We start from the raw sequence: 26,028 nt of genomic DNA on the forward strand, positions 1-26,028 counted from the left end.
CCCGTTAGACGCTTTCCTTGGATGGGCGCACCAGGAAAGATGCGCCGATCAATACCGCGGAGACGATGAGGACCGCGATAATTTGGCCTCTGGTGGAGGCGTCGAAAAGCATGAGGACTGTGAGTCCCACAAGCGCAATCAGCGTTGCCCATGGCACCCAGTTTGCACCGTGTACCTGCACCGCGGAGTGCTTGATCTGCGGGTGGAGGCGGATATAGCTCAGCGTAATCATCACCCAGGTGACCATGAGGCAGCCGCCGACGGCGTTCATGAGGAAGTCGAGCAGCCCTGGTGGGTTCCACCACTGCAGGCCGACTGCGGCGAAGGCGAAGAACATCGACACCAATACGGAGTTCATTGGGACGGCGTTCTTGTTCGTGGCGCGAAGCCAGCGCGGCGCGTCGCCTTCGAGCGCCTGTTGGTAGGCGAGGCGAGACGTGCCGTAAATCTGGGCATTGAACGCGGAGAGCAACGCCAGGACGATGACGGCCTCCATGAACCCGACCACGCCTGGGATGTTTGCCATGCTGAGCACCTGCGTGAATGGTGAGTCCGCCGCGGAGTCGGCGCCGTCGATCTGTGCGTATGGGATCAGCAAGATGATGACGATGATGCTTCCGATGTAGAACAGCGCGATGCGCCAGATAATGGAGTTGACCGCGCGCTTGACGGCCTGTGCGGGGTTCTCCGACTCCGCCGCCGCGATGGTGACAACCTCGATGCCGCCGAAAGCGAACGCCACGGCGAGCAGCCCAGCGGCGACGCCGGCGAAGCCGTTCGGCATGAAGCCTGACTCCCGAACATTGTCCAAGCCAACGAAGTCGTGGCCCGGGAGAATGCCAAGGAAAAGCGCAGCGCCGATGACCAAGAAGAGGAGAATGACGGCCACTTTGATCATGGCGAACCAGTACTCAAACTCACCGAAGCCCTTCACCTGCGCGAGGTTGATGACGGCGAAAAATACCACCGTGACCAGCGCCGGAACCCATTGTGGGACGTCAAACCAGCCGGACATGATTGCGGCTGCGCCGGTGATCTCGGCGCCACCAACCATGATGAGGAGGAACCAGTAGAGCCAGCCCAGCAGGAAGCCTGCCCAGTGGCCGAACGCCTGGCGCCCGTACGTTGCGAACGAGCCGGAGGATGGGCGGGCTGCAGCCATCTCGCCGAGCATACGCATAACCGAGACAACAATCAGGCCTGCGATCGCGTACGCGACCAAGATGGCGGGGCCTGCGGCTCGGATGCCGACGCCCACTCCGAGGAAGAGACCAGCGCCTACCGCCATGCCCAAACCCATCAGGGTTAGGTGACGCGATTTGAGGCCGGTCCCCAGCGTGGCGTCGTCTGTTTCAGCGTTGTGTTGTGTAGTCATCGAATGTTCCTCTCGACGGCGTCCTTAGCGCGTTGTTGGAAAGTGTCGGTGCGGGTCCAGAGGACGCCAGCGATTGAAATGATGCCCACGACGACTGCTACCGCGAACATTTGGAAGCGACCGTCAGGGGTGGTCAGCATGAGTACCACGATGGCGCCCGCCAGGACAACGGTCGCCCACGGCAGCACGCCTGGCGCCCACATGCGGACGTGCGTGATCTCGTCTCCCTTCACCAGCTGCGGGTGGATGCGCAGGAAGGAGAAAGTGATGGCAAACCACAGCACGATCAGGCAGCCGCCGACGGCGTTGAGCAGGAATGCGAGCAGACCCGGCGGGTTCCAGTACTGCAGTGCGACAGCCACGAAGCCGAAGAACACGGAGAGGATCACGGCACGCATCGGTACGCCACGGTGGTCGGTGCGTGCGAAGGCTTCGGGGGCGTCGCCACGCAGGGCGAGGTTGTGCAGGAACCTTGAGGAGCCGTAGATCTGCGTGTTGCACGCGGAGAGCAACGCGATGACGATGACGGCCTCCATGATCCCTACCGCGCCCGGGATGTTCGCCAGGTGCAGTACTGCGGTGAATGGGGACTCGGAGGCGTCGTTCGCCCCACCGATGTCCTCATACGGCAGCAGCAGGACGATAAGCAAGACGGAACCAATGTAGAAGATGCCGATGCGCCAAATAATGGAGCGGATCGCGGAATGCACTGCGACCTCTGGATCTTCTGATTCGGCGGCGGCGATCGTGACGAGTTCGATGCCGCCGAATGCAAACGCAACCGCGAGCAGCGCCGTAGCGACGCCACCCCAGCCGTTCGGCATGAACCCGAACTCGGCAATGTTGGTTGTGCCGACGAACGACGTTCCTGGCAATAGCCCCAGCCACAGCGCTACGCCGAGGGCGAGGAAGAGACAAATTACGGTGACCTTAATCAACGCGAACCAGAACTCGAATTCGCCGAGGTTTCGCACCGCGGCAAAGTTGATCGCCGTGAAAATAACAATTGCTGTCAAGGCTGGGATCCACGGAGAAACAGACAGCCAGGAAGCAATGATGGCGGAAGCACCGGTGATCTCGACCGCCATGATCATGATCATCATGAACCAGTACAGCCAGCCGATAGCAAAGCCGGCCCACGGGCCGAAGGCTTGCTCCGCGTAGGTGGAAAACGTTCCGGAGGACGGGCGAGCGGCAACCATCTCCGCGAGCATCTGCATGATGCAGACGGTGATTGCGCCCGCGATCATGTAGGCAATAATAACGGCGGGGCCTGCTGCGGCGATACCCACACCAGTGCCGAGAAAGAGCCCGGCACCAATTGCTGAGCCGAGGCCCATCATGGTGAGGTGCCGGGTCTTGAGTCCGCGCTGTAGGGATGTCGACGCCCGAGTGGGGGCAACAACCGAAGAAGCTTTCAAAGACATGGCAATTACCTTAAACACTCATGTGGCTTCATGCCTATCATTTATCGACGTGTCGTTGCGTGGCGGGCCAACTCGGCCCGCAAAAGTTGAGCGTTAGCTGTTTCGTGCGCGGAGTACCGGCGTTGTGCTCGCGGGCTCCTGGCTGATGGTGATATCACTCTGACCAGCGATCTCATTTGCTGGAATATGTGTCTCATTTCTTGTGTCGTAGATAATTGTCGACGGCTCCAGCATCACATTGACACCGATCTCACAGTTGTCCCCGAGATCTACCCCGAGTACACCCGATGCGGGGTGAAGTACGCAATTGCGGCCCACTCGCAACGGAACCCGGTTATGCCCACTGCCGCGCATGGCCATCAACACTGCCGACAACGCAACCTCGGTGCCCTCACCAACCGTGACAGCAGAAGAAAGCCGTCCTTCAATTTTCGCCGGTCCAAGTGCGCCGGAGTTGTGCGAGACGTAGCCTTCGCGGACCACGGTCGTTCCCGGAGCCAAGTAGGCTCCGAGGCGCACGCGCTCCGCCTCAGAGATTGAGACACCTGTTGGCACGACGTAGTCGACCATACGGGGGAGTCGCTCGATGCCGTAGACGTGGATGTTGCCCCTGCTACGCAGGCGAGTTCGCACGAACTCGAAGTTATCGGCCAAGCACGGGCCCTTATTCGTCCACACCACCGGTTCGAGATGTTCGAGGCAGTCTTTCATGTTAACTTCGAAAGGACGTACCAGACGGTGGGAGAGCAGGTGGAGCCGGAGGTATACGTCGTGGGCATCCACCGGAGGTTGGGAAAGGTCCGCGATTGTGGTGCGCACCGGCACATGTTCGACCAGGCGGTCAGAGTCCATACCGACCAGGCTCAAAAACGCATCGCCGAGCTCGTGTGCGCTCACTCGTCGGGACCCGGAGGTGAGGCCGGAGGGGTCGTCGATAATTGAAGGTGAGGGGTACCAGGTGTCGAGTACCGTCCCGTCCAGAGAAATATTGGCAATACCTGTGGCCTGCGCTCCTTGTAACATGCTTGTCATCTTAAACGTACAGACGCAATGTGTTGGACTTGGCCGAAAAGCCGGGGACCGTTGGCCTCCCGCAGGAGTTTTTGGCAGAGTCGAATCCAACGCCGAACCCAGCATGCACCGAGGAAGGAAGGAACCATGGCACCTCACAAGTCCCCACGTCCGGATAAAGGCCGAAAGCTCCGTGGGCCGATCATGCTGCGCAGCGCAGACGCCGAACAACCGACGACGCACGACCGGCGCCTCTTGGAATCCTTGGGCTACAGTGACCACGACTGGAAGCATGCGGACCCGTGGCGCGTGATGCGGATCCAGTCTGAGTTTGTAGCGGGCTTTGATGCGCTAAGCGCTCTGCCGAAGGCCGTGACCGTGTTTGGCTCCGCCCGTCTCAACGAGGGGACTGAGGAGTATGCACTGTCCTGTGAGGTGGGCAAAGCGCTGGTCGACGCGGGTTACGCGGTGATTACCGGCGGGGGACCAGGCTTGATGGAAGGCCCGAACCGCGGTGCCCACGATGCTGACGGGATCTCGGTTGGACTCGGAATTGAACTGCCATTTGAGCAAAACCTCAACGATTGGGTCGACCTCGGTCTGAACTTCCGATACTTCTTTGCCCGCAAGACGATGTTCTTGAAGTACTCGCAGGCGTTCATCGCACTGCCAGGTGGGTACGGAACGATGGACGAGCTGTTTGAAACACTCGTGATGGTGCAGACGCAAAAGGTGACGAACTTCCCGATCGTCCTGATGGGCACCGAATTCTGGTCTGGGTTGGTTGCCTGGATTGAACAGCAGCTGCTGGGCCGCGGTCTGATCTCGCCAGGCGACGAATCCCTGTTTTACGTCACCGACTCCGTCGACGACGCCATCGCGCACATCGTGCACGCGCACAAGGTGATGACGGACGCTCGACTACGAGATACCGACACCGAGGACGCCTAAAACATGCACTGCCGCATTGCAGAGGTGATGGCCATCATCAACCGGACGCCCGATTCGTTCTATGACAAAGGCGCGACGTTTGCGATCGAGCAAGCGCTCGACCGTGCGGATACCGTGATTGCGCAAGGTGCGTCGATCGTTGATGTCGGCGGGGTGAAAGCGGGCCCCGGGGATGAGGTCGACCCCGCAGAAGAGATCGAGCGGGTAGTGCCGGTCATCCAGGGTATTCGGCAGCGTCACCCGTCAGTCCGCATTAGCGTGGATACCTGGCGCGCCGATGTCGCTGAGACCGCAATCGGTGCCGGCGCTGACCTCATTAACGACACCTGGGCAGGTTACGACCCAGAGCTCGTCGAGGTCGCTGGAGCACACCGTGTCGGGTACGTTTGCTCCCATACAGGTGGTGCAGTGCCACGTACCCGCCCGCACCGCGTGCATTACGACGACGTCGTGGCCGATGTCATCCGTGAAACCACCGCGCTAGCCGAACGCGCAGTCGCTTGCGGCGTGCCTGAGGAACTCGTGATGATCGACCCGACCCACGACTTCGGCAAAAACACGTTCCACGGCCTCGAGCTGCTACGCCGCGTCGATGAGCTCGTTGCCACAGGGTGGCCCGTCCTCATGGCTCTCAGCAACAAGGACTTCGTCGGCGAAACGCTCGACCGCGCAGTTGGGGAGCGCGTCGCAGGAACACTCGCCGCCACGGCGTGGTCCGCGGCGCGAGGCGTCGCGGCGTTTCGCGTCCATGAAGTCGCCGAGACCCTCGACGTCATCCGGATGACCGCCGCCATCCAAGGCAGAATGGCGCCACTGAATACCGTGCGGGGGCTTGCCTAGTGCGCGTCAGTGTTGTCATCCCGGCCCTCAACGAGGCCGCAACCGTCGGGCAGGTCGTGCAACGCTGCCGTGCATCCAACATGGTCCTTGCCGGTGGCGAGGTCCTCGTCATCGACTCAGATTCAACTGATCACACAGCAACGATCGCGGCACGCGCGGGGGCTAGGGTGGTCAACTGGCGTGACGTGAGCCCCCTTGAGCCACAGGAAGGCAAGGGTGAAGCCTTGTGGCGAGGCGTGAAGGCAGCACGTGGCGAGCACGTTGTATTCATCGATGCCGACGTCACATCCCTACAGCCGTGGTGGATTGATGTCCTTGCAGCACCTCTCCAGGACCCGGAAATACAACTGGTGAAAGCCCGCTACGTGCGTGCGCTACACGGGAATCCAACGGGTGGCGGGCGAGTCACCGAGCTCACCGCAAAACCGCTCCTGCGTAGGTTTTTCCCAGATCTGGGCGATATCAGTCAGCCACTGTCCGGCGAATACGCGATTCGGCGAGACACAGCGTTGCAGCTGCCGTTCGTTGCTGGTTACGGTGTTGAGTCTGGTCTGCTTATTGATACTTATTCCAGGTACGGCCGCAGTGCAATTGCGGAGGTGGACCTCGGGAGCCGGGTACACCGCAACCGCCCTTTGGCGGAGTTGGGACCAATGGCAGAGGTGGTGGCCTCGACAATTATTGATCGAGCGTTGGCGCTAGGTCAGGCTGACTCAGGGTTGAAGACAGTTCAACGACCGCCCTGGTGCGAAATTTCGCGCGCTGACCGCTAGTATGATGACATGCTTTCTTGGATCATCCTGATTATCGCCATCGCCACTTTTTGCGTGCTCGGCTTTTTGCTCTTTGCACAACTGTTTGGGCGTGGTGAACAGCTGCCCCCGATGATGGAGACCGAGGACGTGAAGTCCGCGAACCGTCTCGCCGTTGAAGAGGGCAACATTGGCGATGTACACCTTGAAGTAGTGCACCGAGGCTACCGGATGGACCAGGTTGATGACCTGCTCACAGCGCTCGGACAGAAATACGGGTTTGCGCCTGCTATCAGTCAGCTGACCGAAAACAGCGTAGTATTGGATACAAACGTTTTGACTGAAGGAGAAGCGACAGATGGCAGCAATGAAGCCGCGCACCGGTAATGGACCAATGGAAGCCGCTGAGGAAAGCCGGAAGATCGTCATGAGAATTCCGTCCGACGGAGGTGGCCGTCTGGTGATTGAGATGAGCAAGGAAGAGGCCGCTGAACTCGGTAATCTTCTGATCGAAGCCGTAGGATAAGAATTTTCTAAACTTAAGGTAATATACCCAGCATGCTCAAAGACATAATTGATGTGCTGGCAGATCCCATAGACCTTACTCCTCTTCGTGGCGAAGAAGAGTTTTCACGCCTCGTTTCCGAAAGCGGCCACTCTTACGATGTGGCGAAGCAAGGCTACGTCACGTTGGCGAGTGGGAAAGGCCTGCAACATGTTGGTGACTCGTTGGAGATGATCCTCTCCCGCGAGTCATTTTTGTCGCAAGGGCACTTCGCCCCATTTGTTGAAGCGATGACTGAGCACGTAGAAAATGTGCTTGACCTCAGCGCGCCAGAGGAAGATCACCCCGTGATTCTTGAGGTCGGTGCGGGGACCGGCTACTACCTTTCGCATACGCTTGACTCCGTGCTGGGCGCCCGTGGCGTCGGGCTCGATATCTCGGTTCCAGCAGCGAAGTATTTAGCGAAAGCACACCCGCGCATTGGCTCGATCGTTGCTGATGTGTGGCAGCAGCTGCCCATCGCCACTGGGGGCGTCCACGCAATCACGGTGGTGTTCGCCCCACGCAACCCTGCGGAGTTCGCTCGAGTGCTGGCCGATGATGGACAGGTTATCGCGCTCATTGCGGACCAGGGCCACCTCGACGAACTACGCGAGCCACTCGGTATATTAGGCGTGGAACCAGGCAAGCTGGACCGTCTAGTCGAGCAGGCTGAAGGGCATTTAGAGCTGGCTGAAGATCCACAAGAGCTTGTCTTTCCGATGTGCCTGTGCCGCGAATCCATCGCGGCACAGGTGGGCATGAGCCCGTCCGCGCGCCATATCGAGCGTGGCGAGTTGGCGCGTCGTCTGGATGCCTTGCCAGATCACATGACCGTGACTGCGCATGCGCAGCTGGTGCGTCTGCGCAAGGCGTCCAACTAAACAGTGGTTATCGGCTGCGGCGCCACTCGTTCAAAATGGTGGCGCCTTCTTTCGCGCGCGAGCGGATGCCGATGGACCCGTTCTCCGGCCAGATGCGTGAGGACATGACGACTGCACCGCCGTCGGCGTAGACCTCGAGGGTTGAGCCGTCCACGATGACCGTGATGGTGTCTTCTTCGTCTTCGCTGATCTCTGCTTTGGCTACCTGGCCGTCGAATCGATCGACGGTGATTTTGTTACCACGGTGAGTGACCCGTGCGGCGACCTCACCATTACCGTCAATGATCTCCGCGACGACACTGCCTCCGGTGGGGATCTCGCACAGGGCGGTCCAGAGATGCGCGCCGCGAGTGGTGCTCACCGCCTCGGGAAGCCCAGGCGCCGGCACCTGGTAGAGGTGACCGTCCTGGAGCGTGACATAGCGGGGAAGGGTGAGCGTATTTGCCCAGCCTTCAGCCTCCCAGTTTGCTTCCTTTGTCGGGGAGCCTTGGCGGCCAGACGGAGTCATGAAACCAAAGAGATAGGTGCCTTGGTATCGCTGCGACGGGTCCATCGCTACCGGCAGGTAGTTGGTGTTGCGAGGGCGGGTGAAATCATGGCCGAAATCGAGCGCCTGCGCAGGCGTGGTGACTCGGAACGTGTTGTCCTCCAGCTTGCCAATGATATAGGCAGAGCGATCCTTACCGTCCCTCTCCAGAGTAAAGAAGAAGACATCATAGATCCTGGAGTCCACTTCGTCGCGCAGCCGACAAATGCGTGGCGCGACCAGTGTTTCATCGAGATCGATGCCGGGATCACCGTCAAATGTGAGCGGTCCTTCGAAGCGCCACTCGATGCCGTCTTCTGATCGAAGCACTACCGGCTTCGGGGAATCGATGCTGCCAGTCACAGCGAGCATGAGCCAACCGTCATGCTCTTCGCGTTCGTCGTTTTTCCAATCAGGAACGACACACGGCGAGCGGAAGTTGTTGTATTCCGGCGTGTCCTCAACGATATCGCCAAGCCGCTGCACACCAGGTGTAGCATTTCGATCTTCGAGGAGCTCGTCGCCCAATCCCTCGAGTTTAGGTGCATGGGCCAGTTGGATGGTGTTGCCAGCAGCGGTTGCTGAGGTGAAGTACAGGTAGATGCCTTCCGGCGCGCCAACTACAGCACCTGCACGGACAGCTGATTCACCACCGGCCGGGACAATCGCATCGTTGCATTCAACCCAGCTAAACGGGTCGCCCTCACTGATGTTGTGGCCCCAACGGCTTGGAGAGTCCGGCGTTGGGCGGTACTGGTAGAAAATGTGCCAGTTGTTTTCGCCTTCGCGTCCATCGAAAATGACACCGGCTGGCCCCTCGAGGATGCCACTTTCTGCGGTGACGTGAAGTTCTGGTCGGAAAGTACTCATCGTTAAGTGGTGTTCACCCCTGCATTATTTCGTGAGCTGTTCGTAGATCTTGACAGTGTCTTGTGCGATTGTCTGCCAGGAGAAGTCATTGCGGGCGCGTGCCAAGCCAGCGTGACCTAGCCTGCGTGACAGATCCTTGTCACCGGCGACGCGGTTGACTGCCTCGGCGAGGTTGCGTTCGAACGCTTCGGGCTGCGTCTTGTCATAGTCCACCAGCACGCCCGTCTCGCCGTCCACGATGACCTCGGGGATGCCGCCGACGCGGGATGCCACGACCGCGGTCTCACACGCCATCGCTTCTAGGTTCACAATGCCTAATGGCTCGTAGATGGAAGGGCACACAAAGACATCGGCTGCGGAGTATACCTCGCGGATTTTCTCTGCTGGCAGCATATCTTGCACCCAAAACACCCCGTCGCGCTCGGACTGCAGCTGTTCGACGAGCCCCTTCGTCTCCGCGGCAATCTCCGGAGTATCTGGTGCACCCGCGCACAGCACGAGCTGAACATCTTCGTCGAAGTGTGACGCGGCCTTCAGCAGGTGCGGGACGCCTTTCTGCCGAGTGATGCGTCCAACGAATGCGACGATTGGCTTGGAAGGGTCGACGCCGAGGTCTGTCAGGACGGTTCCCTCGGTCGGGTACCACTTTGCGGGGTCGATGCCGTTGAGCACGACGTGAATCTTGTCCGCAGAGATGCTCGGGTAGGCACGGAGGATTGCTTCCTTCATTCCAGCCGAAACCGCGATCACCGCGTCAGCGTTCTCGAACGCGTTCTTCTCGCTCCACGACGAAACGTTGTAGCCTCCTCCGAGCTGCTCGCGTTTCCACGGCCGGTCAGGCTCTAAAGAGTGAGCAGTAACAACGTGTGGGACGTCGTAGAGGAGACCCGTGAGATGGCCACCGAGACCCGCGTACCAGGTATGAGAGTGGGCCACGTCCACATTGTTGGCAGCGTGGGCGATCCGAAGGCCCGTCGACAAGGTCTTGATGGCGCCATTGGCATCTGCAAGTGCCGGGTCGACTCCGTGGACGTAAACATCTTTCATGTCGCGGGGAGTGCCCATGCAGTGAACGTCGACGTCAACGATCTCTCGCATAAAGCGCGTGAGTTCCGTGACGTGCACGCCGGCTCCACCGTAAATCTCAGGCGGATACTCTTTGGTCATCATTCCGACTCTCATACCGCACGAGCATAGTGACGAATTGGCATCGGTGCAGGGAAGCGAAAACCGAAATGTAGCGCTGCCCACTTTAGGAGGGAAAACGCTGCAAGGTCACGAATTTTTCAATAGGCTCGAAGACGTGAGAAGCCAGCCTAGAGTACTTGCAATTGTCCTTGCCGGAGGCGAAGGGAAGCGCTTGTTCCCGTTGACCGCTGACCGTGCCAAACCTGCTGTCCCGTTTGGAGGCAACTATCGACTAATTGATTTTGTTCTGTCGAACTTAGTGAACGCTGGGTACATGCGAATCGCTGTGTTGACGCAGTACAAGTCGCATTCGTTGGACCGACACGTGGCGACAGCCTGGAATGTGTCCGGTCCAACGCCGCAGTACATCGCATCGGTGCCGGCCCAGCAGCGTCGTGGGAAGCGCTGGTACAACGGCTCTGCAGACGCAATTGTGCAGTCCCTCAACCTCATTTACGACGACAAGCCGGATTATGTGCTCGTCTTCGGCGCTGACCACGTCTACCGGATGGATCCGTCGCAGATGGTGGAAAACCACATCAAGTCCGGCAAGGCCGCAACGGTGGCGGGCATTCGCGTTCCGCGCTCAGAGGCCACAGCATTCGGTTGTATCCAGGCGGAAGAGGACGGCACGATTACCGAGTTCCTTGAAAAGCCTGCGGACCCACCAGGGACCCCAGACGATCCAGATATGACGTTTGCGTCGATGGGCAACTACGTGTTCTCCACTGAGCCGCTTATCCAAGCGCTACTCGAGGACGAACAGAACGAGGACTCCGATCACGATATGGGTGGCGACATCATCCCGTACTTCGTGAGCAAGGGTGAAGCAAACGTATACGACTTCTCCCAGAACGAAGTACCCGGTGCTACGGAACGTGACAAGGGCTACTGGCGCGATGTCGGTACCATTGACTCTTTCTACGAGGCGCACATGGACCTTATTTCTTCGTACCCGGTGTTCAACCTGTATAACTCGACGTGGCCGATCCACTCCACCGAAGACGGTAACCTTCCCCCGGCGAAATTCGTCGTGGGCGGCATTGCACAGGAGTCGATGGTGGCGTCTGGATCGATTATCTCTGGCGCGACGGTACGAAACTCCGTGCTCTCCACCGACGTGCGAGTTGAGGAAGGTGCGACAGTTGAAGGCTCCGTACTGATGCCGGGCGTTCGCATCGGTAAGGGGGCGGTGGTTCGCCACTGCATCCTCGATAAGAATGTCTACGTCGCCGACGGCGAAATCATCGGCGTGGACCTTGAGAAGGACCGCAAGCGTTACACCGTTTCGGAAAATGGCGTAGTGGTCGTCGGTAAGAACCAGGTGGTGCAGGAATAGCTGCGCCACAGAGGAGGCCCGCCCGAAACAAAGAAAAGTCCGGGCGGGCCTTGCGTGTGCGTACGTTGCGTTAGCGCTTGGTGACGATGGTCAGGCCACCATCGAGGGGCAGGCGCGCCACGAGTGCGCCATAGTCAGCGGCGAGACTGCTCACGTACCGGTCGGCTTCACGGGCGGCTTCGGTCTCACGGTCCCTGCGGGTGGAATCGCTGACGGTGCCGTCCAACAAGGAGTCAGCAAGAATGAGCGTGCCGCCGTTGCTCAGGAGAGGCCACGCGGCATCAATGACCGCCGTGAACTCGATCGGTGCAACATCGGCGTACACAAGGTGGTACGCCTCGTTTGCTAGCCTGCCCATCACATCGAGTGGTCGTGCTGTCAGGAAACGCGTGCGGGACGCCGGGTACTCGGCGGCGCGGAAGGCTTCTTTGGCCCCGGTTTGCAGCGTGACTTCGGGCTCGATACAGGTAAGAGAAGCGCGCTCGGGCAGGCCGCGCAGCAGGTGCAGGCCGACAACCCCGGCTGCAGGGGTGATCGCGACCGCTCCCTGGGACTGACCACTCGGGCAGGTGGCTGCGAGTGTAGAGAGCAGCGTGCCGACGATGAGAGACGGCGCACGCACACCGTTTTCCTGCGCTTCGACACTGGCGTATTTCAATGCCTCGCGGAACGCAGCAGGAAACTGTTGCTGCTCGTCATCAGTGAAAGACTGATGGATGTAATTCGTCAACTGATCAAAAGCGGTCGCACTCACAGTCAACATCATAACCGGAACTGCGCTCGCAGCGTGTGCGCTACGCGCATGCAGTAACCTTTACGATTTTTCGTTGGAGAATGCGATATCAATCTGCCACAATATGAGGCATGCAACCCGATAATGTCGCCGCTCACCATGATTCTGTCGCGCTCGAAGAACTGCGCGGGACGGCTGCATTCGATGCCGGGGTAGGGGCGATGCCGTCGTGGGAGGACCTTGTCGCGGAACACGCTGACAGTGTGTACCGCCTCGCATACCGCCTTTCCGGTAACCAGCACGACGCGGAAGATCTCACCCAAGAGACATTCATCCGGGTATTTCGGAATCTGAAGAGCTACAAACCCGGTGCGTTTGGTGGATGGCTGCACAGAATCACCACGAATCTCTTCCTCGATATGGTGCGCCACCGCACGAAGATTCGGATGGAGGCACTTCCGGAAGACTATGAGCGTGTTCCGGGGACGGACATGACGCCCGAGCAAGCGTACAGCGTCGCGCACCTTGATCCCGCGTTGCAGCACGCGCTCGACGAGCTCAGTCCAGACTTTCGCGTCGCAGTCGTGCTCTGTGATGTTGTCGGCATGACGTATGAGGAAATTGCTGAGACGCTCGGCGTCAAGATGGGCACCGTTCGTTCACGTATTCACCGTGGTCGTACCCAACTACGGGAATCGCTCGAGGAGCAGGCACGACACGACGTCGCCACGGAAGAATTAATTCGGCTACGCTAGGGCGCGAGGCAGTCGCCGACCATCGATGCGAAAGGAGCGTTACCGTGCGAGCGTTTTGTTCCACTGAGCATTTGAACCCCGAAGCGATCGCTGCTTTCGCAGACGGAGAACTCTCACGTTCCGCAGCTCGTCGCGCCATAAAACACATGGTGGAATGCCCGGAGTGCTTCCAAGACGTCCTTGCACAACGAAGGGCCTCAGCACGTGTGAAAGCCTGCAACGACGACAACTTGCGAGCACCCGATTCGTTGGTGGCCAAGCTGAGCGGGCTGTGCCACGAGGTGCAGCCAGACGAAGCATGCGATGAAGAACCACACCACAAGGAGCGGTCACCTCTTGTCGCTGCTGTTGATGCCACGCTCCGGGCGCTGCGACACCGAGAGTAGGATGTGATCCGTGTTTTCCAGTATTGGCTGGGGTGAAATTTTTTTCATCCTGATCATTGGCCTCATTGTCATCGGACCCGAGCGGCTTCCTAGCGTTATCGAAGATGTTCGGGCCGCGATTTACGCTGCCCGCAAGGCAATTAATAACGCGAAGCGTGAACTGAATGGCGAACTCGAAGAGTTTGAGGAACTTCGGAAACCGCTGGATACGGTGTCGCAGTACGCATCAATGGGGCCGAAGCGTGCTATGGCGAAGCTGTTCTTCGAGGATGACGAGGAGTTCCTGGAAAGCTTTGACCCTCGCAAGATGATGGAAGACGACAAGCTGCCAACGCAACAGCCACCGCGGCCTTCGTCGAAGCAAAGACCGGAGGATGGTGGCCAGCCCAGTGGTGGGGGCTTTTCCTGGGCTGACGTCACTTAGCTTGGCGCTAAGCCTGATTAGTCCTCGGTGTGCTTGACGCCAAGGTTGAGGGACTTGCCTGCAAGTGAATCACGGCGAATCTTCAGCTTGGCAACGATCTCCTGGATAGCAGTTGCAGCAGGAGAATCTGGGTCAGCGGTGACGACTGGTGTTCCTACGTCGCCGTTTTCGCGCAACTTCGGGTCCAGCGGAATAGAACCGAGCAGCGGTACATCGCTGTCAGTGAGTGCAGTGAGGCGCTCGGCAACCTGTTGGCCGCCACCTTCACCGAAGATGTTCATGACGGACCCATCCGGCATGACCATCCCTGCCATGTTTTCAATCACGCCTGCGATGCGTTGCTCCGTCTGCTGCGAGATTGTGCCGGCGCGCTCAGCAACCTCGGCTGCGGCAACCTGTGGCGTGGTGACGATGAGCAGCTCAGCATTCGGGATGAGTTGCGCCACCGTGATCGCGACGTCACCCGTCCCCGGTGGCAGGTCGAGGAAGAGCACGTCCAGATCGCCCCAGTAGACGTCGGACAAGAACTGCTGAATAGCGCGGGTGAGCATCGGGCCACGCCACACCACAGGAGCATTGCCCTCCACAAACTGACCAACCGAGATGTGGCGCACGCCGTGAGCGATCGGCGGCATGATCATGTCTTCGACTACCGTCGGCCCCAAACCAGAGGAGCCGAGGAGACCCGGTACGGAGTGCCCGTAAATGTCGGCGTCGACAACTCCGACGCTGAGGCCTTGCGCCGCCATTGCGGTAGCGAGGTTCACGGTCATCGAGGACTTGCCGACGCCCCCTTTGCCCGAAGCCACCGCGAACACACGGGTACGCGAGGACGGGTCGGCGAACGGAATGTCTGGGCTGGGCTGTTGGGCCCGCAATTTCGACGCCATTTCGCGACGCTGCTCCGCACTCATTGTGTGCAGCGTGACCGTCACGTTTTCTACGCCGTCGATTTCCTCAACGACAGCTTGGACGTTGTTTTCGATGGTGTCGCGCATTGGGCAGCCTGCGATGGTGAGGTAAATGCCGACAGTGACGTTGGGGCCGTCGATACGTACGGACTCGACCATGCCGAGCTCGGTGATGGGCTTGCCAATCTCGGGGTCGTCGACGCGGGCGAGTGCTTCTCGGACTTGTGATTCTGAAATGAGTTCTACGTTAGCCATAACGGGCTTCAGTATAGTCAGAGAAGCTGGATGATCGTACGAGCAGAGGAGTGACGAGGCATGGCCCAACTCAACAACAATCGCCTGGTAGCACGAGAGGTACCAACGGGGTGGCCAGTGGGAAGCTTCACTACCTACCAAGAAGCACAGGAGGCAGTTGACACTCTGTCGGACAAAGAGTTTCCGGTAGAAAAGCTCACAATCGTCGGCGTGGACTTAATGCAGGTTGAAAGCATCACTGGCCGACTCACCTGGGGCAAAGTACTCGGGGGAGGTGCGTTGTCGGGCCTGTGGATGGGCATGTTCATCGGCATTATTTTTTCCTTGTTCGCAGAAGAAGGCGGCTGGGGCATCTTCGTCTCGTGCGTAGCGATGGGCGGTGTGTTCGGCGCGATCTTCGCTGCGATCGCCTACGCCTTTACGGGAGGCAAGCGCGACTTTGCCTCTGCGACCAGTATCGTTGCACGCCGATACGATGTGTTGTGCGCGCCTGATTCGGCGCGGCGGGCGCGTGACATGATCGCCGCGATGCGCCCGCAAAACGGTACAGTGCGGCCAACCGAGATAGCGAACGACGACGCGACCAATGACGACGCTACGCGCTAAACTAGCTCTGTTTCTCGGCTCACTCGAGCGCACTACGAAGAAGGTGTTTATGGTATCCCTGCGTCCTAGCCGCACGCTGATTGCAACAGTGCTGGCAACGAGCCTTGTGGGCGGGTTAGCTGGTTGTGCCGATGATTCAGATTCACCGGTCAAGTTCGTCAATGGTGAATCGCGTGGCAGCATCGTCAAGATTGGGATTGATTCTTCGGAACCTGAGCAGGTGGTGCTGGGGGAGATCTACTACGAAATCATCAAAGCGATGGGGCACTCGGCCGGGGTAGTCCCATTGAATGACGTCTACGACCGAAACGCGGCTGAGCTGCTGCAAGAAGAGGACGTTGACCTGGTGGTGGCATGCTCAGGCGACCTCTTGGGGTCGCTGGACCCGCACGGGGCGAAGGCGCTCGAGAGCGACATTGTGTACGATCGTCTCGAAGGTGAAGACCCATCAGAAGCGACGTTTGATCGGCTTGCAGGTGCGCTACCTGGCAACATCCAAACGGTAGACCCTTCGCCAGCACAGGGATGCGCATCGAAGGTGGAACTCGAGCACCTTCCGAATAGCATCATTCCGCTCTTCTACAAGTCCAAGTTCGCCCGCAAAGAAGTCAGGCGTATCAACGCGATGACGCGTGTGATCAGTACTACCCAGTTAGAGGAGATGAGTGAAGAGGTTGCACAGGGGAAGCAGCCACGTTTCGTGACTGCGGACTGGCTACGCGAATACGCAAGCATCAACATTGAGAACCCCGACGCCAACGGCGGGGAAGCCGAGCCGACGACCGCTCCCTAGCCAACCTCAAAAGGGACTATCCCGGCCCGTTAAGAAAAATGAAGTGCCCCCAACTGCGGTGAGCGGTTGGGGGACTGTTACTCGTAGCGCTACCTACTTCGCAAACGCCTCATCCAGCAGAGTCTTCTCCTCTTCCTGGTGGACCTTTGCCACACCGGTCGCAGTGGTCGACTGCGCGCGGCGAGAGACACGGACCATCTCAGGCATCTCAGGGATCAGCGTGTGCAGGTGTTCGTTGTAGAACGGCCATGCGCCCTGGTTTGCTGGCTCGTCCTGCACCCAGCGGATCTCCTTCGCGTTCGGGTAATTCTCGAACGCGTCCCGGATGCGGTTGAACGGGATTGGGTGCAGCATCTCGATACGGATGATGGCGACGTCGTCGCGCTTATCCTTTGTACGACGCTTCTCCAGCTCATAGTAGATCTTGCCCGAGCACAGCAAGATCGTCGTGACCTTGTCGTGGCCCGCACCGTCGATCTTGACGTTGCCGCGCTGAACGAACGCGGGATCGTCGATCACCGACTGGAACTTTTCCACCTCGATGAAGTCCGCAGGTTGTGAGACAGCGGCCTTGTTGCGCAGCATCGACTTCGGGGTGAAGACAACGAGCGGGCGCTTCATATCACCGAGTGCCTGACGGCGCAGCAGGTGGAAGTGGTTCGCAGGCGTGGTCGGCTGGGCAATCGTCATCGAGCCTTCAGCGACAAGCTGGAGGAAACGCTCGATGCGGGCAGAGGAGTGGTCAGGGCCCTGGCCCTCGTAGCCGTGAGGCAGCAGTGCGATCATGCTGGAAAGCTCGCCCCACTTGGTCTCACTGGAGGACAGGTACTCGTCGATGATGGTCTGCGCACCATTGGCGAAATCGCCGAACTGCGCCTCCCATGCGACGACCGCGTCCTTGTTACCGAGGGTGTAGCCGTACTCGAATCCCATGCCAGCGTACTCAGTCAGTGCTGAGTTGAACACCTCGAAGCGGCCACCGTTGTCCTGTGCTTCCGCATTCGCGTCGAGTGGGTTGTATGGGGTGCCGTCGTTCGGGTCGTAGAGCACTGCGTGGCGCTGCGTGAAGGTACCGCGCTGCGAATCCTCACCTGCGAGGCGGACAAACTTGCCCTGCTCTGCAAGGGAACCGAAGGCGAGCAGCTCACCCCATCCCCAGTCGATATCGCCGTTTTCGAATGAACCACCGCGCTTCTTAATCACGTTGTTGAGACGCTTATTCGGCTCAAACGACTCAGGCAGCTTGCCGTACGCATCTGCGAGACGCTTGAACGTCTCTTCACTGATCGAGGTGTCCAGGCCACGTGTCAGTTCCTGCGAGTGCGTGATACCGGTCTGGTCGCTTGGCTTACCCTCCGCAGATTTCACGTCGGAGAAGACTGCATCGAGCTGGTCGTGGAAGTCCTGCGCCGCGATCTTGGCTTCTTCGTGTGTGATGTCGCCACGACCGATGAGGTCCTTGGTGTAGCGGGTACGCACCGAGTCGTGGGAGTGGATGCGGTCGTACATGACTGGTTGCGTCACGGTTGGGTCGTCAGCCTCATTGTGGCCACGCAGACGGTAGCAGATGAGGTCGATGAAGACGTCCTTGCCGAAGGCACGACGGTACTCAGTTGCCAGGTGCGCCACCCATGCGGCTGCTTCAGGGTCGTCACCGTTGACGTGGAACACCGGGCAGTTGAAGCCCTTCGCCAGGTCGGTTGCGTAGTAGGAAGAACGACCGGAATCTGGCGTTGTGGTGAAGCCAATCTGGTTGTTGACCACGATGTGGATCGTGCCACCGACGGAGTAGCCGGGCAGCCGGGACAGGTTCAGCGTTTCCTGCACAATGCCGAGGCCAGCAAACGCTGCGTCGCCGTGAAGCATGATTGGAACCACAGGGTTGTCGTCGCGGACGCCGTTTTCGCGCAGAGTGTCAGCCTTCGCGCGGGCGATACCGACGAGCACCGGATCAACAGCCTCAAGGTGCGATGGGTTAGCTGCCAGCGATACCTTGATCTCGCCGTCGCCGAACATCTGGATGTGCTTGCCTTCGAAGCCAAGGTGGTACTTCACGTCACCGGAGCCACCCTGCTGCGCCGATTGCATGTTGCCTTCGAACTCGTTGAAGATAGTGGCAACAGGTTTACCGACGATATTAAACAGCACGTTCAGGCGGCCGCGGTGAGGCATGCCGATAACGGCTTCGTCGAGGCCCTGACCCGCGGCAGTATCGATCACCGCATCCATCAGCGGGATAAGGGTTTCTGCGCCCTCAAGGGAGAAGCGCTTCTGGCCGAGATACTTCGTCTGCAAGAAGTTCTCGAACGCCTCGGCAGCGTTGAGCTTCTGCAGAATGTACTTCTGCTCAGGGTTTGTTGGCTTCGGCATGCCGGCCTCGATGCGCTCGAGGAGCCACTCGCGCTCGTCACGGTCAAGAATATGCGTGTATTCGGCACCCACGTGCAGTGTGTACGCGGCGCGCAGGCGGGAGAGCACCTCACGCAGCGTCATGGTTTCCTTGCCACCGAAACCACCAACGTGGAAAGTGCGGTCGAGGTCCCACAGCGTCAGGCCGTGGGTTTCCATCAGCAGGTCACGAGAGTCAGGCTGCTGCAGGCCCGGCTGGCGCCAGCGCAGCGGGTTCGTGTCAGCGATGAGGTGTCCGCGGGAGCGGTAGGCCTCGATGAGCTGCATGACACGGGTGTCCTTGTTCACACCGGAGTTCGGCAGATCCTTCGCCCAGCGCATCGGGTGGAACGGGATCTCTAAGGACTCAAAGATGGAGTCCCAGAACTTGTCATCAACCAGCAGCTGCGAAATGTCGCGGAGGAATTCGCCGGACTCTGCCCCCTGGATAACACGGTGGTCGTACGTGGAGGTAAGCGTCACAAGCTTGCCGACGCCCAGCTCCGCCAGGCGATCCTCACTGGCACCCGCGAACTCTGCCGGGTAATCCATTGCGCCAACACCAACGATGGTGCCCTGGCCCTTCGTTAGGCGCGGAATCGAGTGGCGGGTACCGATACCGCCTGGGTTGGTTAGCTGGATTGTCACACCGGAGAAGTCGTCCATCGTGAGTTTGCCGTCACGAGCACGGCGAACAATATCCTCGTAGCTTGCGACGAACTCCGAGAAGGACTTGTTCTCGCACTCCTTAATCGCTGCCACAACCAGCGAGCGAGACCCGTCCTTCTGCGGCAGGTCAATCGCGAGGCCAAGGTTGATGTGCTCCGGTTGTACCGCGAAAGACTTCTTGCCATCCTCCTTGTAGCTCTTGTTCATGTCCGGGTGCAGCTTGGTGGACTGAATAATGGCGTAGCCAAGGATGTGGGTGAACGAAACCTTGCCGCCGCGGGTGCGTTTGAGATGCTCGTTAATCAGCGTGCGGTTTTCAAACATGAGCTTGACCGGCATGTCACGCACTGTGGTGGCAGTCGGAACCTCAAGCGATTCGTTCATGTTCTTCGCGATAGCACGGAATGCCCCCTTGAGCTGTTCTTCTCCAGGGGTGACCTTCACACTGTCGAGCTTGTCTAATGGGGAAGGAGCTGGCTTCTTCGCGCGCTTCGGTGCTGCCTCGTTTGCTGCACGGTCGACCTGGGTTTCGCGGCCGTCCTGGCTAGGGGCGCTCGTGGAGCTGCCAGCGCTTGATGCAGTCTTCGACGAACGGTTAGGCGCGGGGGTGCTTGCCGCTGCCGATGGGGTGCCCTTCTTCTCGAAAAGATCACGCCACTCCGCGTCGACGGAGTTGGGATCCTGTTTGTACTGCTGGAACATCTCCTCAACCAGCCAGTCGTTCTGGCCGAAGGTATCTTCGCTGCTCACGGCAGGTGCTCGCCTCTCTTCTTGGGTTGTATGTAACTTTTCAACGACTTTAATTGTCTGGGATTAGGTAGTGCTACCTTACATTCCCGAAAAGCCCTCGTACGTGTGAGATCTACCCCCTTTAGCGGTAGATAACCCACAAATGGGCATATCTTCCGTTCTGAGTGAGAAGGGTCTCATGAGAACCGTCATCAATGATACGTCCTCAATCGTCAACAAGTACCTGAACGGTATTCGGAGTGCACCCAGATTGATCGCTCATCGCGTTGTCTGCGCGCGTGAGGCTGTTGCGAAGCGACGAATAGGGCAAGGTCTGATCATGGTCTGGCGTGCGGTGCGGAGAGGGCGTCGAGAAGCATTCGTGGTGGCAGTTATCGGGAAGTGTCCGATCGGGGTGGTCCGAACGCCTTGCCACCGCGAGGGATCTGCAGGCGCTGATGTCGAGCGAATCCCGCGTCTGGGCGACGCGGTGGTGGGGAGGCGGAGATGTAGTTCTCCAACTAAAGCAGAGGTGCTACCGGGGGTAGGCAAAGGTTGGAAGTGCGTCGCTCCCGCCTCGGTTACGGGGGAGGCGGGGCGAACCATATTGGCAAAGTTACTTCGTAATTTCCTGCGGGGCCTCGGCCTCGCGTGCATCGGCAACTTTGTCCTCGTCTCCGAAGAGCTGGAGGACCCAGCGCAGCAGGTTCTTTGGATTCGCGCTCAAGCCGGCTTCTTCCTTTTCCGGTTTTTCCGGAAGTGGGCTCAGGAAGCTTGCAGGAGGGGTGCCGAGTGCGACGGCGATATTGTCCATAAGGCGGTCCGCAAGCTTCCGATTCGCTGCGGTGCCCGCGATCGCGCCAAGCCCGAGTGGCAGCATCTTGCCAATCCAGGCGCGGCGGAACCTCTTCGTAAACGACTTCATTGCCACGCGCGAAAGGATGCCATTGGCCTCGGCGAGGCCAGGGCCCGCGAAACGCGTCAACACATTTTTCGACGCCAAGTCTTTCGGCTCGGCCTTGTCGGCGCCAAGCAGCGCATCGACGATCGCAACTCCCTGGGCGCCCATCATCACAGTGAGCACGCCGGTGCGTCGCCGTACCTTGTCGTCAATATCGACGTCACGCACGTACATCGAGGCGAGCGTGTAAAACGCGGCGAGATCTAAGAAAACAACAGATTCGCCAGCAACAGCTGCAGCTCCGGCGATGAGACCGACGCCGGGGACCGCTGCCGCGGCACCGACGCCGGCGCCAGTTGCAGAGACCACGTTTTTAAAGTGCTTATCCATCGTGTGCTGGATCTCCGCGGGGCTTTGCTCGGGATGCTGGCGACGAAGCCAGTGAACATACGCCCGAATGGCGCCTGATTGAAGGTGCACGGCCTTGTCTACCGCAGCGATGAATGCGCGACCGGCTGGTCCGGCTTCCTCTTCGAGGGATCCCAAGTCCTCAGTGCGGGCGTCCTCAATAATCTCGACAAGATCGTCGTTGTCTTTGGTTTCGTCTTTGTCTCTGCGGAACTTTTCTAACATGCGGTGTGGTGTTCTCCTTATATTTATTGGTCCGGCCGTTCATCGTACTCGTCTTAGGAAGTTCAACGAGAATGGTCAGCATTGCGGGCTAGGCTAAAGGCATGCATGCCACCAGCCGTCATCCACAGGAGCACCTTCGGGTGCAGACAACCTCGGGGGTCGTTGCTGGCACCATCGACCCACAAACCGGGGTCCGTACTTGGCGAGGGGTGCCTTATGGGGCCGACACAAGTGGCGAGAACCGATTCCGTGCTCCGCGTCCTGCGCCTCCGTGGTCGGGAGTGCTTGCCACCACCAACTATCGCCCGCCCGCTATGCAGACAAATTTCGGGTGGAAAGATACGGTGATCGGCACCGAGGACTGTTTGCACGCGGACATCGTGCGCCCAGATACGGACGACGTGCTCCCGGTCGTGATTTATTTCCATGGCGGTTCATTTGTGAGCGGTTCCAGCCACGAAAAAGTGCTCCAGGGGCACTTTCTGGCTAAGGCTACTGACATTGTCTATGTATCGCTCAACTTTCGCCTTGGCGTGCTCGGGTACTTGGATCTGCGCAGCATAGGTGAGGACTGCGTCGCCAACCCCGCAATCCTGGACCAGATTCTGGCGTTGCAGTGGGTCCACGAAAACATCGCCGCATTCGGAGGCGATCCGAACAACGTGACCATTATGGGGGAGTCGGCTGGCGCAGCATCCGTGATCCATATGATGTGCGCACCGGCGGCCCGTGGGTTGTTCCACCGGGCTATCGCCCAGTCCACACCACTTTCTTCCGTGCATACAAAAGCACAGGCTGCGATGTGGACGTCGACACTGTTGGATGGCATGGGGCTGTCGCGGCTCTCCACTCTCGAGCACCTTCGGGAGGTTTCCGCCAAAGAGCTGGTCCAAGTGGGGCAATCGATGCTGCTGACGAGCCGTGAGCTGCGCGAGCTGAACTTAAGCTTTATGCCAACAGTTGACGGCACGACCTTGCCTGCGCATCCACTGGATGTGTTCCGGGAAGGAAAGCAGGCGCCGGTACCACTCATTATTGGGACGAATGCCGACGAAGCCAGCTTCGCCAAAGCGTTGTACCAGCGAACGAAAGCGCGGCAGCGAGCTGCGCGCCGTCTTCTGGAAGCGTACGACGCGAAGAACGCAACGGCGGTGATCCAGGCGTACAGCGACGTCAGCCAGCGGACGGATTTCGCCGAGTTTCTCGCTGACGCTGTGTTTTGGGGGCCGTCTGTGATCGCGGCAGGGGAGCACCGCAAGGTAGCTCCGACGTGGATGTATCGCTTCGAGTATGCGTCGGCGACGATGCGACGGCTCGGGCTTGGTGCAATGCATACAGCGGATCTGATGGCGGTGTTCGGGGACAGGGAGGGCACGCGTTCAGCAAAGATTGATCGTTTCGGTTCCACCGTGGCATTCGAAGCGGTAGTCGATGTAATGCAACGCAACTGGGGATCGTTTTTCCATACCGGAGCGCCCGAGCCAAACTGGCCCCGCTACGACTTTCGTGGCGACAACCACCCCGGACGTGCCACTGCGGTCATCAATGAGCATCCTTCGATTGTGTTTGACCCGAAGCGAAACCAGCGCCGGGCATGGGAGGCGTTTGACATGCGCAGCTGGCAAGGCGGCGAAGCGTGGATGCGCATCGTGGGTGCGGAACAGTAGGCTTAGCATTGTCCGCCGGTGACAACCCCGATGACGAAAAGCAGAGGATACTTCGTGAGCTTTCTTGAAGACATTGCTGCGGCTTTAGACCGTGAAGGTATTGAGTCTCGTGTCCACGATGACACGATGTTTGTTCCTATCACGCCCGAGATTGAAATCCAGTTCGTTGTAATTGACGAGCAACTACCGGCCGCAAACGTATATATCGCCGCTGCCGATGTAGATGAAGACGATGAGGACTTCGAGGCCGCACTGGTCGAAGTCATTTTTTCTGCTGAAGATGCAGTCGCTGCGGTCGCAGAACACATTGCTACTGATGAGGTTGTGACCGTGTTCCGTAGTTTGCTCGAAGCTGTTGATGAACGCATCGCCGGACTTGAGTTTTTTCCTGATGCTGAAAATAGTCAGCTTGTTGTTGCGGAAGTCGGCGAAGAAGCAGAGGTGCATGTGGAGGTCGAAGTTATCGACGCCACCGCAACCGCACACGTGCAGTTCGTAGTTCCGGCAGACGAAGAAGACGCGGACCCCGAAGAGCTTGATTTGGGAAGCTTCACCGATATTGACCGGCTGTTTGATGTGCTCAACCTTGTTGCCGACCAGGCAGAAGAATGGGAAAGCCAGTTGCTTCCACTGGACGACGAACCAGGCCGGTGATGGAGCCGGTTACGCCACGTTAAGTCCGGCGAACAGTGAGGAAGGTGAACGGACGGGCTGGAAGTGGCCGTCGACAAGCCAGACATATGTTGCCGCGTACGGGTGAGGCAACAGATGGAGCATGTCTTCCGTCACGTCCGGGTAGAGCGCATGCATCCAACCTTCAGCGACTGCAGGGTTTACTGGTGCGCCCGACTGGGCAGTGAACCGTGCTTCGGTGATGTAGGCAGGGCGTGCTGATGCGCCGTATCCCTGCACCATTGCTTGGGCGCGGGGACCAACTCGCCTCCGTGTGAGCGCAAGGTTGATGTGCTCCTTGCCTATCACCCGAGGCAATGAGATGACAGGAGGCCGCCATGAGCCAGTTGGGCGTGCGAGTGAGCGCGGGTGCTTCACCGTGGCGCTTAGTACTTGGACAGTGTCGTAGAAGCGGTGCGTGATTTCTTGGGCAATCGATGATTCGTAGAACATGCTTCGAAGCGTACGAGCAACGGCGGACATTGGGCGCGAAAACCGCTCTCGAAATCGAACGTGCGTTCTATGCTGCCTTTGTGGGGGGATGTCGCCGGCAAGAAAGAAAAGACTAGGGTTGTCGCTGGTATGACGAAACAAATTTTGCAGGGCGATACTTCGCCGAAGCTGCCATCAGTGATCTGGGTGCTGTGCACCGCGGCGTTTATTATCGCGCTTGGATACGGGTTTATTGCACCGGTCTTGCCACAGTTCGCAGCCAGCTTCAACGTATCGATGGCGGCAGCCGCAGCCGTGATCTCGGTGTTCGCAGCAGCTCGCTTGCTGGGCGCGCCGGGCGCAGGTGTGTTAGTCGACAAGCTTGGATCGCGCCCGGTGTACCTTACCGGACTGAGCATCGTGGCCACTACAACGTTCGCAGTCGCGTTTGCGCAGGAATATTGGCATATTTTGGCGCTGCGCTTCATCGCCGGGTTTGGCTCGACGATGTTTACCCTCTCTGCTCAGGCGCTCATCGTTCGTGAAGTCCCTCCGGGGATACGCGGCAGCGCCAATGCCCTCTATGCTTCGTCATTTCTGCTGGGCAACATTTTCGGACCGATTATCGGAGCAGGTCTCAGCTTTCTTGGCTACCGGATCCCGTTCGCGGTCTACGGAATTGGCGTCGGACTCGCGGCCACCATTGTGTGGATTACGACGTCGCAGAAGCGCACACCGGAAACCCGGAGGGCACAGCTCCCGCCCATGCCGCTTCGCAGGGCCTGGAAGCAGCCGACGTACCGCGCGTTGCTCGCTGTGGCGTTCACGAATGGTTTTGTAAACTTCGGCGCGCGTGTTTCGGTCCTCCCGCTGTTCGCGGCGGCTGTCTTCGCAAATGGCGGCGCAGCGTCCGGCCTTGCGCTGACCGCCTTCGCGCTGGGCACGGGCGTCACACTGCAGTTTTCCGGGCGATGGGCCGACCGGATTGGGCGCCGACCATGTATCTTGGCAGGTCTTACGGTCTCAGCAGTGTTTACAAGTTCGCTGGGTTTGGCAACGAGCGTGTGGGTGTTGCTGCTGGTCTCCGTTTGTGCAGGTGTCGGCGGTGGGCTGATGAGTCCTTCATTACAGGCAACGCTGGCAGACATCATCGGCAACGATCGCTCGGGCGGCAAGGTGATTTCTACCTACCAGATGGTGCAGGATTCCGGGCAGATTGCTGCGCCGATAGTGATTGGTTTCCTGGCGGAGGTATTCGGTTTCGCTGCTGCGTTCGGCGCATGTGGCGTGGTGGCTGTGATTGCTCTATTGCTGTGGACAATGTACGGTAAGGAAACTCTGCACAAGTCGGCCGCGTAAAGGAGCAC

General features: G+C 59.1%; 25 protein-coding genes. 15 read left to right on the forward strand and 10 right to left on the reverse strand.

The window, feature by feature from the left end:
• Positions 1-4: 4 nt before the first annotated feature.
• The 3 genes from BJP06_RS07275 to BJP06_RS07285 form a co-directional block, all read right to left on the reverse strand.
• A complete protein-coding gene (locus tag BJP06_RS07275; RefSeq protein WP_071573343.1) occupies positions 5-1,375 on the reverse strand; it encodes an amino acid permease in 1,371 nt (456 codons plus the stop codon).
• Positions 1,372-2,802 carry an amino acid permease gene (locus BJP06_RS07280; protein ID WP_071573344.1) on the reverse strand — a complete coding sequence of 477 codons (1,431 nt, stop codon included), beginning with the start codon at positions 2,800-2,802 and terminating at the stop codon, positions 1,372-1,374. The genes BJP06_RS07275 and BJP06_RS07280 overlap by 4 nt, the downstream gene beginning before the upstream one ends.
• A gap of 93 nt (positions 2,803-2,895) precedes the next feature.
• A complete protein-coding gene (locus tag BJP06_RS07285) occupies positions 2,896-3,834 on the reverse strand; it encodes a succinyltransferase (protein ID WP_071573345.1) in 939 nt (312 codons plus the stop codon).
• A gap of 126 nt (positions 3,835-3,960) precedes the next feature.
• On the opposite strand from BJP06_RS07285, the gene BJP06_RS07290 reads away from it, so the two are divergent.
• Genes BJP06_RS07290 through BJP06_RS07315 form a run of 6 tightly spaced genes read left to right on the forward strand, consistent with a single transcriptional unit; the run spans position 3,961 to position 7,784 of the window.
• Positions 3,961-4,764, forward strand: a complete 804-nt coding sequence (locus BJP06_RS07290) for a TIGR00730 family Rossman fold protein (protein WP_071573346.1) — start codon at positions 3,961-3,963, stop codon at positions 4,762-4,764.
• 3 nt (positions 4,765-4,767) lie between these two features.
• Positions 4,768-5,604 (forward strand): dihydropteroate synthase, encoded by an 837-nt coding sequence (folP, locus tag BJP06_RS07295; RefSeq protein ID WP_071573347.1) that lies wholly within the window; start codon positions 4,768-4,770, stop codon positions 5,602-5,604.
• Positions 5,604-6,377: a glucosyl-3-phosphoglycerate synthase gene (locus tag BJP06_RS07300; protein ID WP_071573348.1), complete on the forward strand. Its 774-nt coding sequence runs from the start codon at positions 5,604-5,606 to the stop codon at positions 6,375-6,377. The genes folP and BJP06_RS07300 overlap by 1 nt, the downstream gene beginning before the upstream one ends.
• A gap of 9 nt (positions 6,378-6,386) precedes the next feature.
• Entirely contained in the window at positions 6,387-6,743 is a 357-nt protein-coding gene (locus BJP06_RS07305) for a hypothetical protein (protein ID WP_071573349.1), read from the forward strand.
• Positions 6,715-6,882: a DUF3117 domain-containing protein gene (locus tag BJP06_RS07310; protein WP_071566913.1), complete on the forward strand. Its 168-nt coding sequence runs from the start codon at positions 6,715-6,717 to the stop codon at positions 6,880-6,882. Before BJP06_RS07305 ends, BJP06_RS07310 begins: the two co-directional genes overlap by 29 nt.
• A 32-nt stretch (positions 6,883-6,914) precedes the next feature.
• A complete protein-coding gene (locus BJP06_RS07315; protein ID WP_071573350.1) occupies positions 6,915-7,784 on the forward strand; it encodes an SAM-dependent methyltransferase in 870 nt (289 codons plus the stop codon).
• A gap of 7 nt (positions 7,785-7,791) precedes the next feature.
• On the opposite strand, the gene BJP06_RS07320 is transcribed toward BJP06_RS07315, so the two are convergent.
• Together BJP06_RS07320 and glgA are read right to left on the reverse strand one after the other, a co-directional pair.
• Positions 7,792-9,180 carry a GH32 C-terminal domain-containing protein gene (locus BJP06_RS07320; RefSeq protein ID WP_071573351.1) on the reverse strand — a complete coding sequence of 463 codons (1,389 nt, stop codon included), beginning with the start codon at positions 9,178-9,180 and terminating at the stop codon, positions 7,792-7,794.
• 24 nt (positions 9,181-9,204) lie between these two features.
• Positions 9,205-10,362, reverse strand: coding sequence for a glycogen synthase (gene glgA / locus BJP06_RS07325; RefSeq protein WP_071573352.1), 1,158 nt, complete (start codon positions 10,360-10,362; stop codon positions 9,205-9,207).
• Positions 10,363-10,483: 121 nt separating this feature from the next.
• On the opposite strand from glgA, the gene glgC reads away from it, so the two are divergent.
• Entirely contained in the window at positions 10,484-11,707 is a 1,224-nt protein-coding gene (gene glgC / locus BJP06_RS07330) for a glucose-1-phosphate adenylyltransferase (protein WP_071573353.1), read from the forward strand.
• Positions 11,708-11,777: 70 nt separating this feature from the next.
• Here the strand turns inward: glgC and BJP06_RS07335 are convergent, their stop codons facing one another.
• Complete coding sequence (locus BJP06_RS07335) at positions 11,778-12,470, reverse strand: O-methyltransferase (RefSeq protein ID WP_255365817.1); 693 nt, start codon at positions 12,468-12,470, stop codon at positions 11,778-11,780.
• A 101-nt stretch (positions 12,471-12,571) separates the two neighbouring features.
• Between BJP06_RS07335 and sigE the strand changes: the two genes are divergently transcribed.
• Genes sigE through tatB form a run of 3 tightly spaced genes read left to right on the forward strand, consistent with a single transcriptional unit; the run spans position 12,572 to position 14,005 of the window.
• Entirely contained in the window at positions 12,572-13,195 is a 624-nt protein-coding gene (gene sigE / locus BJP06_RS07340) for an RNA polymerase sigma factor SigE (protein ID WP_071573354.1), read from the forward strand.
• Between the two features lie 44 nt (positions 13,196-13,239).
• A complete protein-coding gene (locus BJP06_RS12440; RefSeq protein WP_369822243.1) occupies positions 13,240-13,581 on the forward strand; it encodes a zf-HC2 domain-containing protein in 342 nt (113 codons plus the stop codon).
• A 10-nt stretch (positions 13,582-13,591) separates the two neighbouring features.
• Positions 13,592-14,005 carry a Sec-independent protein translocase protein TatB gene (gene tatB / locus BJP06_RS07350; RefSeq protein WP_071573356.1) on the forward strand — a complete coding sequence of 138 codons (414 nt, stop codon included), beginning with the start codon at positions 13,592-13,594 and terminating at the stop codon, positions 14,003-14,005.
• Positions 14,006-14,022: 17 nt separating this feature from the next.
• Here tatB and BJP06_RS07355 read toward each other — a convergent pair whose 3' ends face one another.
• Positions 14,023-15,171, reverse strand: coding sequence for an Mrp/NBP35 family ATP-binding protein (locus tag BJP06_RS07355; protein WP_071573357.1), 1,149 nt, complete (start codon positions 15,169-15,171; stop codon positions 14,023-14,025).
• Between the two features lie 60 nt (positions 15,172-15,231).
• Between BJP06_RS07355 and BJP06_RS07360 the strand changes: the two genes are divergently transcribed.
• Both BJP06_RS07360 and BJP06_RS07365 read left to right on the forward strand, forming a co-directional pair.
• Positions 15,232-15,777, forward strand: coding sequence for a general stress protein (locus tag BJP06_RS07360; RefSeq protein ID WP_071573358.1), 546 nt, complete (start codon positions 15,232-15,234; stop codon positions 15,775-15,777).
• Between the two features lie 49 nt (positions 15,778-15,826).
• Positions 15,827-16,570, forward strand: coding sequence for a hypothetical protein (locus BJP06_RS07365; RefSeq protein WP_071573359.1), 744 nt, complete (start codon positions 15,827-15,829; stop codon positions 16,568-16,570).
• Positions 16,571-16,663: 93 nt separating this feature from the next.
• Here the strand turns inward: BJP06_RS07365 and BJP06_RS07370 are convergent, their stop codons facing one another.
• A complete protein-coding gene (locus BJP06_RS07370) occupies positions 16,664-20,377 on the reverse strand; it encodes a multifunctional oxoglutarate decarboxylase/oxoglutarate dehydrogenase thiamine pyrophosphate-binding subunit/dihydrolipoyllysine-residue succinyltransferase subunit (protein WP_071573360.1) in 3,714 nt (1,237 codons plus the stop codon).
• A 595-nt stretch (positions 20,378-20,972) separates the two neighbouring features.
• Positions 20,973-21,890, reverse strand: a complete 918-nt coding sequence (locus BJP06_RS07375) for a hypothetical protein (RefSeq protein WP_071573361.1) — start codon at positions 21,888-21,890, stop codon at positions 20,973-20,975.
• Between the two features lie 101 nt (positions 21,891-21,991).
• Between BJP06_RS07375 and BJP06_RS07380 the strand changes: the two genes are divergently transcribed.
• Both BJP06_RS07380 and BJP06_RS07385 read left to right on the forward strand, forming a co-directional pair.
• Positions 21,992-23,557, forward strand: a complete 1,566-nt coding sequence (locus BJP06_RS07380; RefSeq protein WP_071573362.1) for a carboxylesterase/lipase family protein — start codon at positions 21,992-21,994, stop codon at positions 23,555-23,557.
• A 54-nt stretch (positions 23,558-23,611) separates the two neighbouring features.
• A complete protein-coding gene (locus BJP06_RS07385) occupies positions 23,612-24,211 on the forward strand; it encodes a hypothetical protein (RefSeq protein ID WP_071573363.1) in 600 nt (199 codons plus the stop codon).
• Positions 24,212-24,220: 9 nt separating this feature from the next.
• Here the strand turns inward: BJP06_RS07385 and BJP06_RS07390 are convergent, their stop codons facing one another.
• On the reverse strand, positions 24,221-24,682 hold the full coding sequence (locus tag BJP06_RS07390; RefSeq protein ID WP_071573364.1) for a hypothetical protein: 462 nt from the start codon (positions 24,680-24,682) through the stop codon (positions 24,221-24,223).
• 129 nt (positions 24,683-24,811) lie between these two features.
• On the opposite strand from BJP06_RS07390, the gene BJP06_RS07395 reads away from it, so the two are divergent.
• Positions 24,812-26,020 (forward strand): MFS transporter, encoded by a 1,209-nt coding sequence (locus BJP06_RS07395; RefSeq protein WP_071573365.1) that lies wholly within the window; start codon positions 24,812-24,814, stop codon positions 26,018-26,020.
• Positions 26,021-26,028 lie beyond the last annotated feature (8 nt).

This window comes from Corynebacterium sp. NML120713, assembly GCF_001875735.1.
Lineage (GTDB): Bacteria > Actinomycetota > Actinomycetes > Mycobacteriales > Mycobacteriaceae > Corynebacterium > Corynebacterium pseudogenitalium.

Excerpts from the sequence above, each read along its gene's own strand:
- BJP06_RS07275 (WP_071573343.1), bottom strand. The coding sequence starts at position 1,375 with ATGACTACACAACACAACGCTGAAACAGACGACGCCACGCTGGGGACC.
- BJP06_RS07280 (WP_071573344.1), bottom strand. The coding sequence starts at position 2,802 with ATGTCTTTGAAAGCTTCTTCGGTTGTTGCCCCCACTCGGGCGTCGACA.
- BJP06_RS07285 (WP_071573345.1), bottom strand. The coding sequence starts at position 3,834 with ATGACAAGCATGTTACAAGGAGCGCAGGCCACAGGTATTGCCAATATT.
- BJP06_RS07290 (WP_071573346.1), top strand. The coding sequence starts at position 3,961 with ATGGCACCTCACAAGTCCCCACGTCCGGATAAAGGCCGAAAGCTCCGT.
- folP (WP_071573347.1), top strand. The coding sequence starts at position 4,768 with ATGCACTGCCGCATTGCAGAGGTGATGGCCATCATCAACCGGACGCCC.
- BJP06_RS07305 (WP_071573349.1), top strand. The coding sequence starts at position 6,387 with ATGCTTTCTTGGATCATCCTGATTATCGCCATCGCCACTTTTTGCGTG.
- BJP06_RS07310 (WP_071566913.1), top strand. The coding sequence starts at position 6,715 with ATGGCAGCAATGAAGCCGCGCACCGGTAATGGACCAATGGAAGCCGCT.
- BJP06_RS07315 (WP_071573350.1), top strand. The coding sequence starts at position 6,915 with ATGCTCAAAGACATAATTGATGTGCTGGCAGATCCCATAGACCTTACT.
- BJP06_RS07320 (WP_071573351.1), bottom strand. The coding sequence starts at position 9,180 with ATGAGTACTTTCCGACCAGAACTTCACGTCACCGCAGAAAGTGGCATC.
- glgA (WP_071573352.1), bottom strand. The coding sequence starts at position 10,362 with ATGAGAGTCGGAATGATGACCAAAGAGTATCCGCCTGAGATTTACGGT.
- BJP06_RS07335 (WP_255365817.1), bottom strand. The coding sequence starts at position 12,470 with ATGTTGACTGTGAGTGCGACCGCTTTTGATCAGTTGACGAATTACATC.
- sigE (WP_071573354.1), top strand. The coding sequence starts at position 12,572 with ATGCAACCCGATAATGTCGCCGCTCACCATGATTCTGTCGCGCTCGAA.
- BJP06_RS07355 (WP_071573357.1), bottom strand. The coding sequence starts at position 15,171 with ATGGCTAACGTAGAACTCATTTCAGAATCACAAGTCCGAGAAGCACTC.
- BJP06_RS07360 (WP_071573358.1), top strand. The coding sequence starts at position 15,232 with ATGGCCCAACTCAACAACAATCGCCTGGTAGCACGAGAGGTACCAACG.
- BJP06_RS07365 (WP_071573359.1), top strand. The coding sequence starts at position 15,827 with ATGGTATCCCTGCGTCCTAGCCGCACGCTGATTGCAACAGTGCTGGCA.
- BJP06_RS07375 (WP_071573361.1), bottom strand. The coding sequence starts at position 21,890 with ATGTTAGAAAAGTTCCGCAGAGACAAAGACGAAACCAAAGACAACGAC.
- BJP06_RS07380 (WP_071573362.1), top strand. The coding sequence starts at position 21,992 with ATGCATGCCACCAGCCGTCATCCACAGGAGCACCTTCGGGTGCAGACA.
- BJP06_RS07390 (WP_071573364.1), bottom strand. The coding sequence starts at position 24,682 with ATGTTCTACGAATCATCGATTGCCCAAGAAATCACGCACCGCTTCTAC.
- BJP06_RS07395 (WP_071573365.1), top strand. The coding sequence starts at position 24,812 with ATGACGAAACAAATTTTGCAGGGCGATACTTCGCCGAAGCTGCCATCA.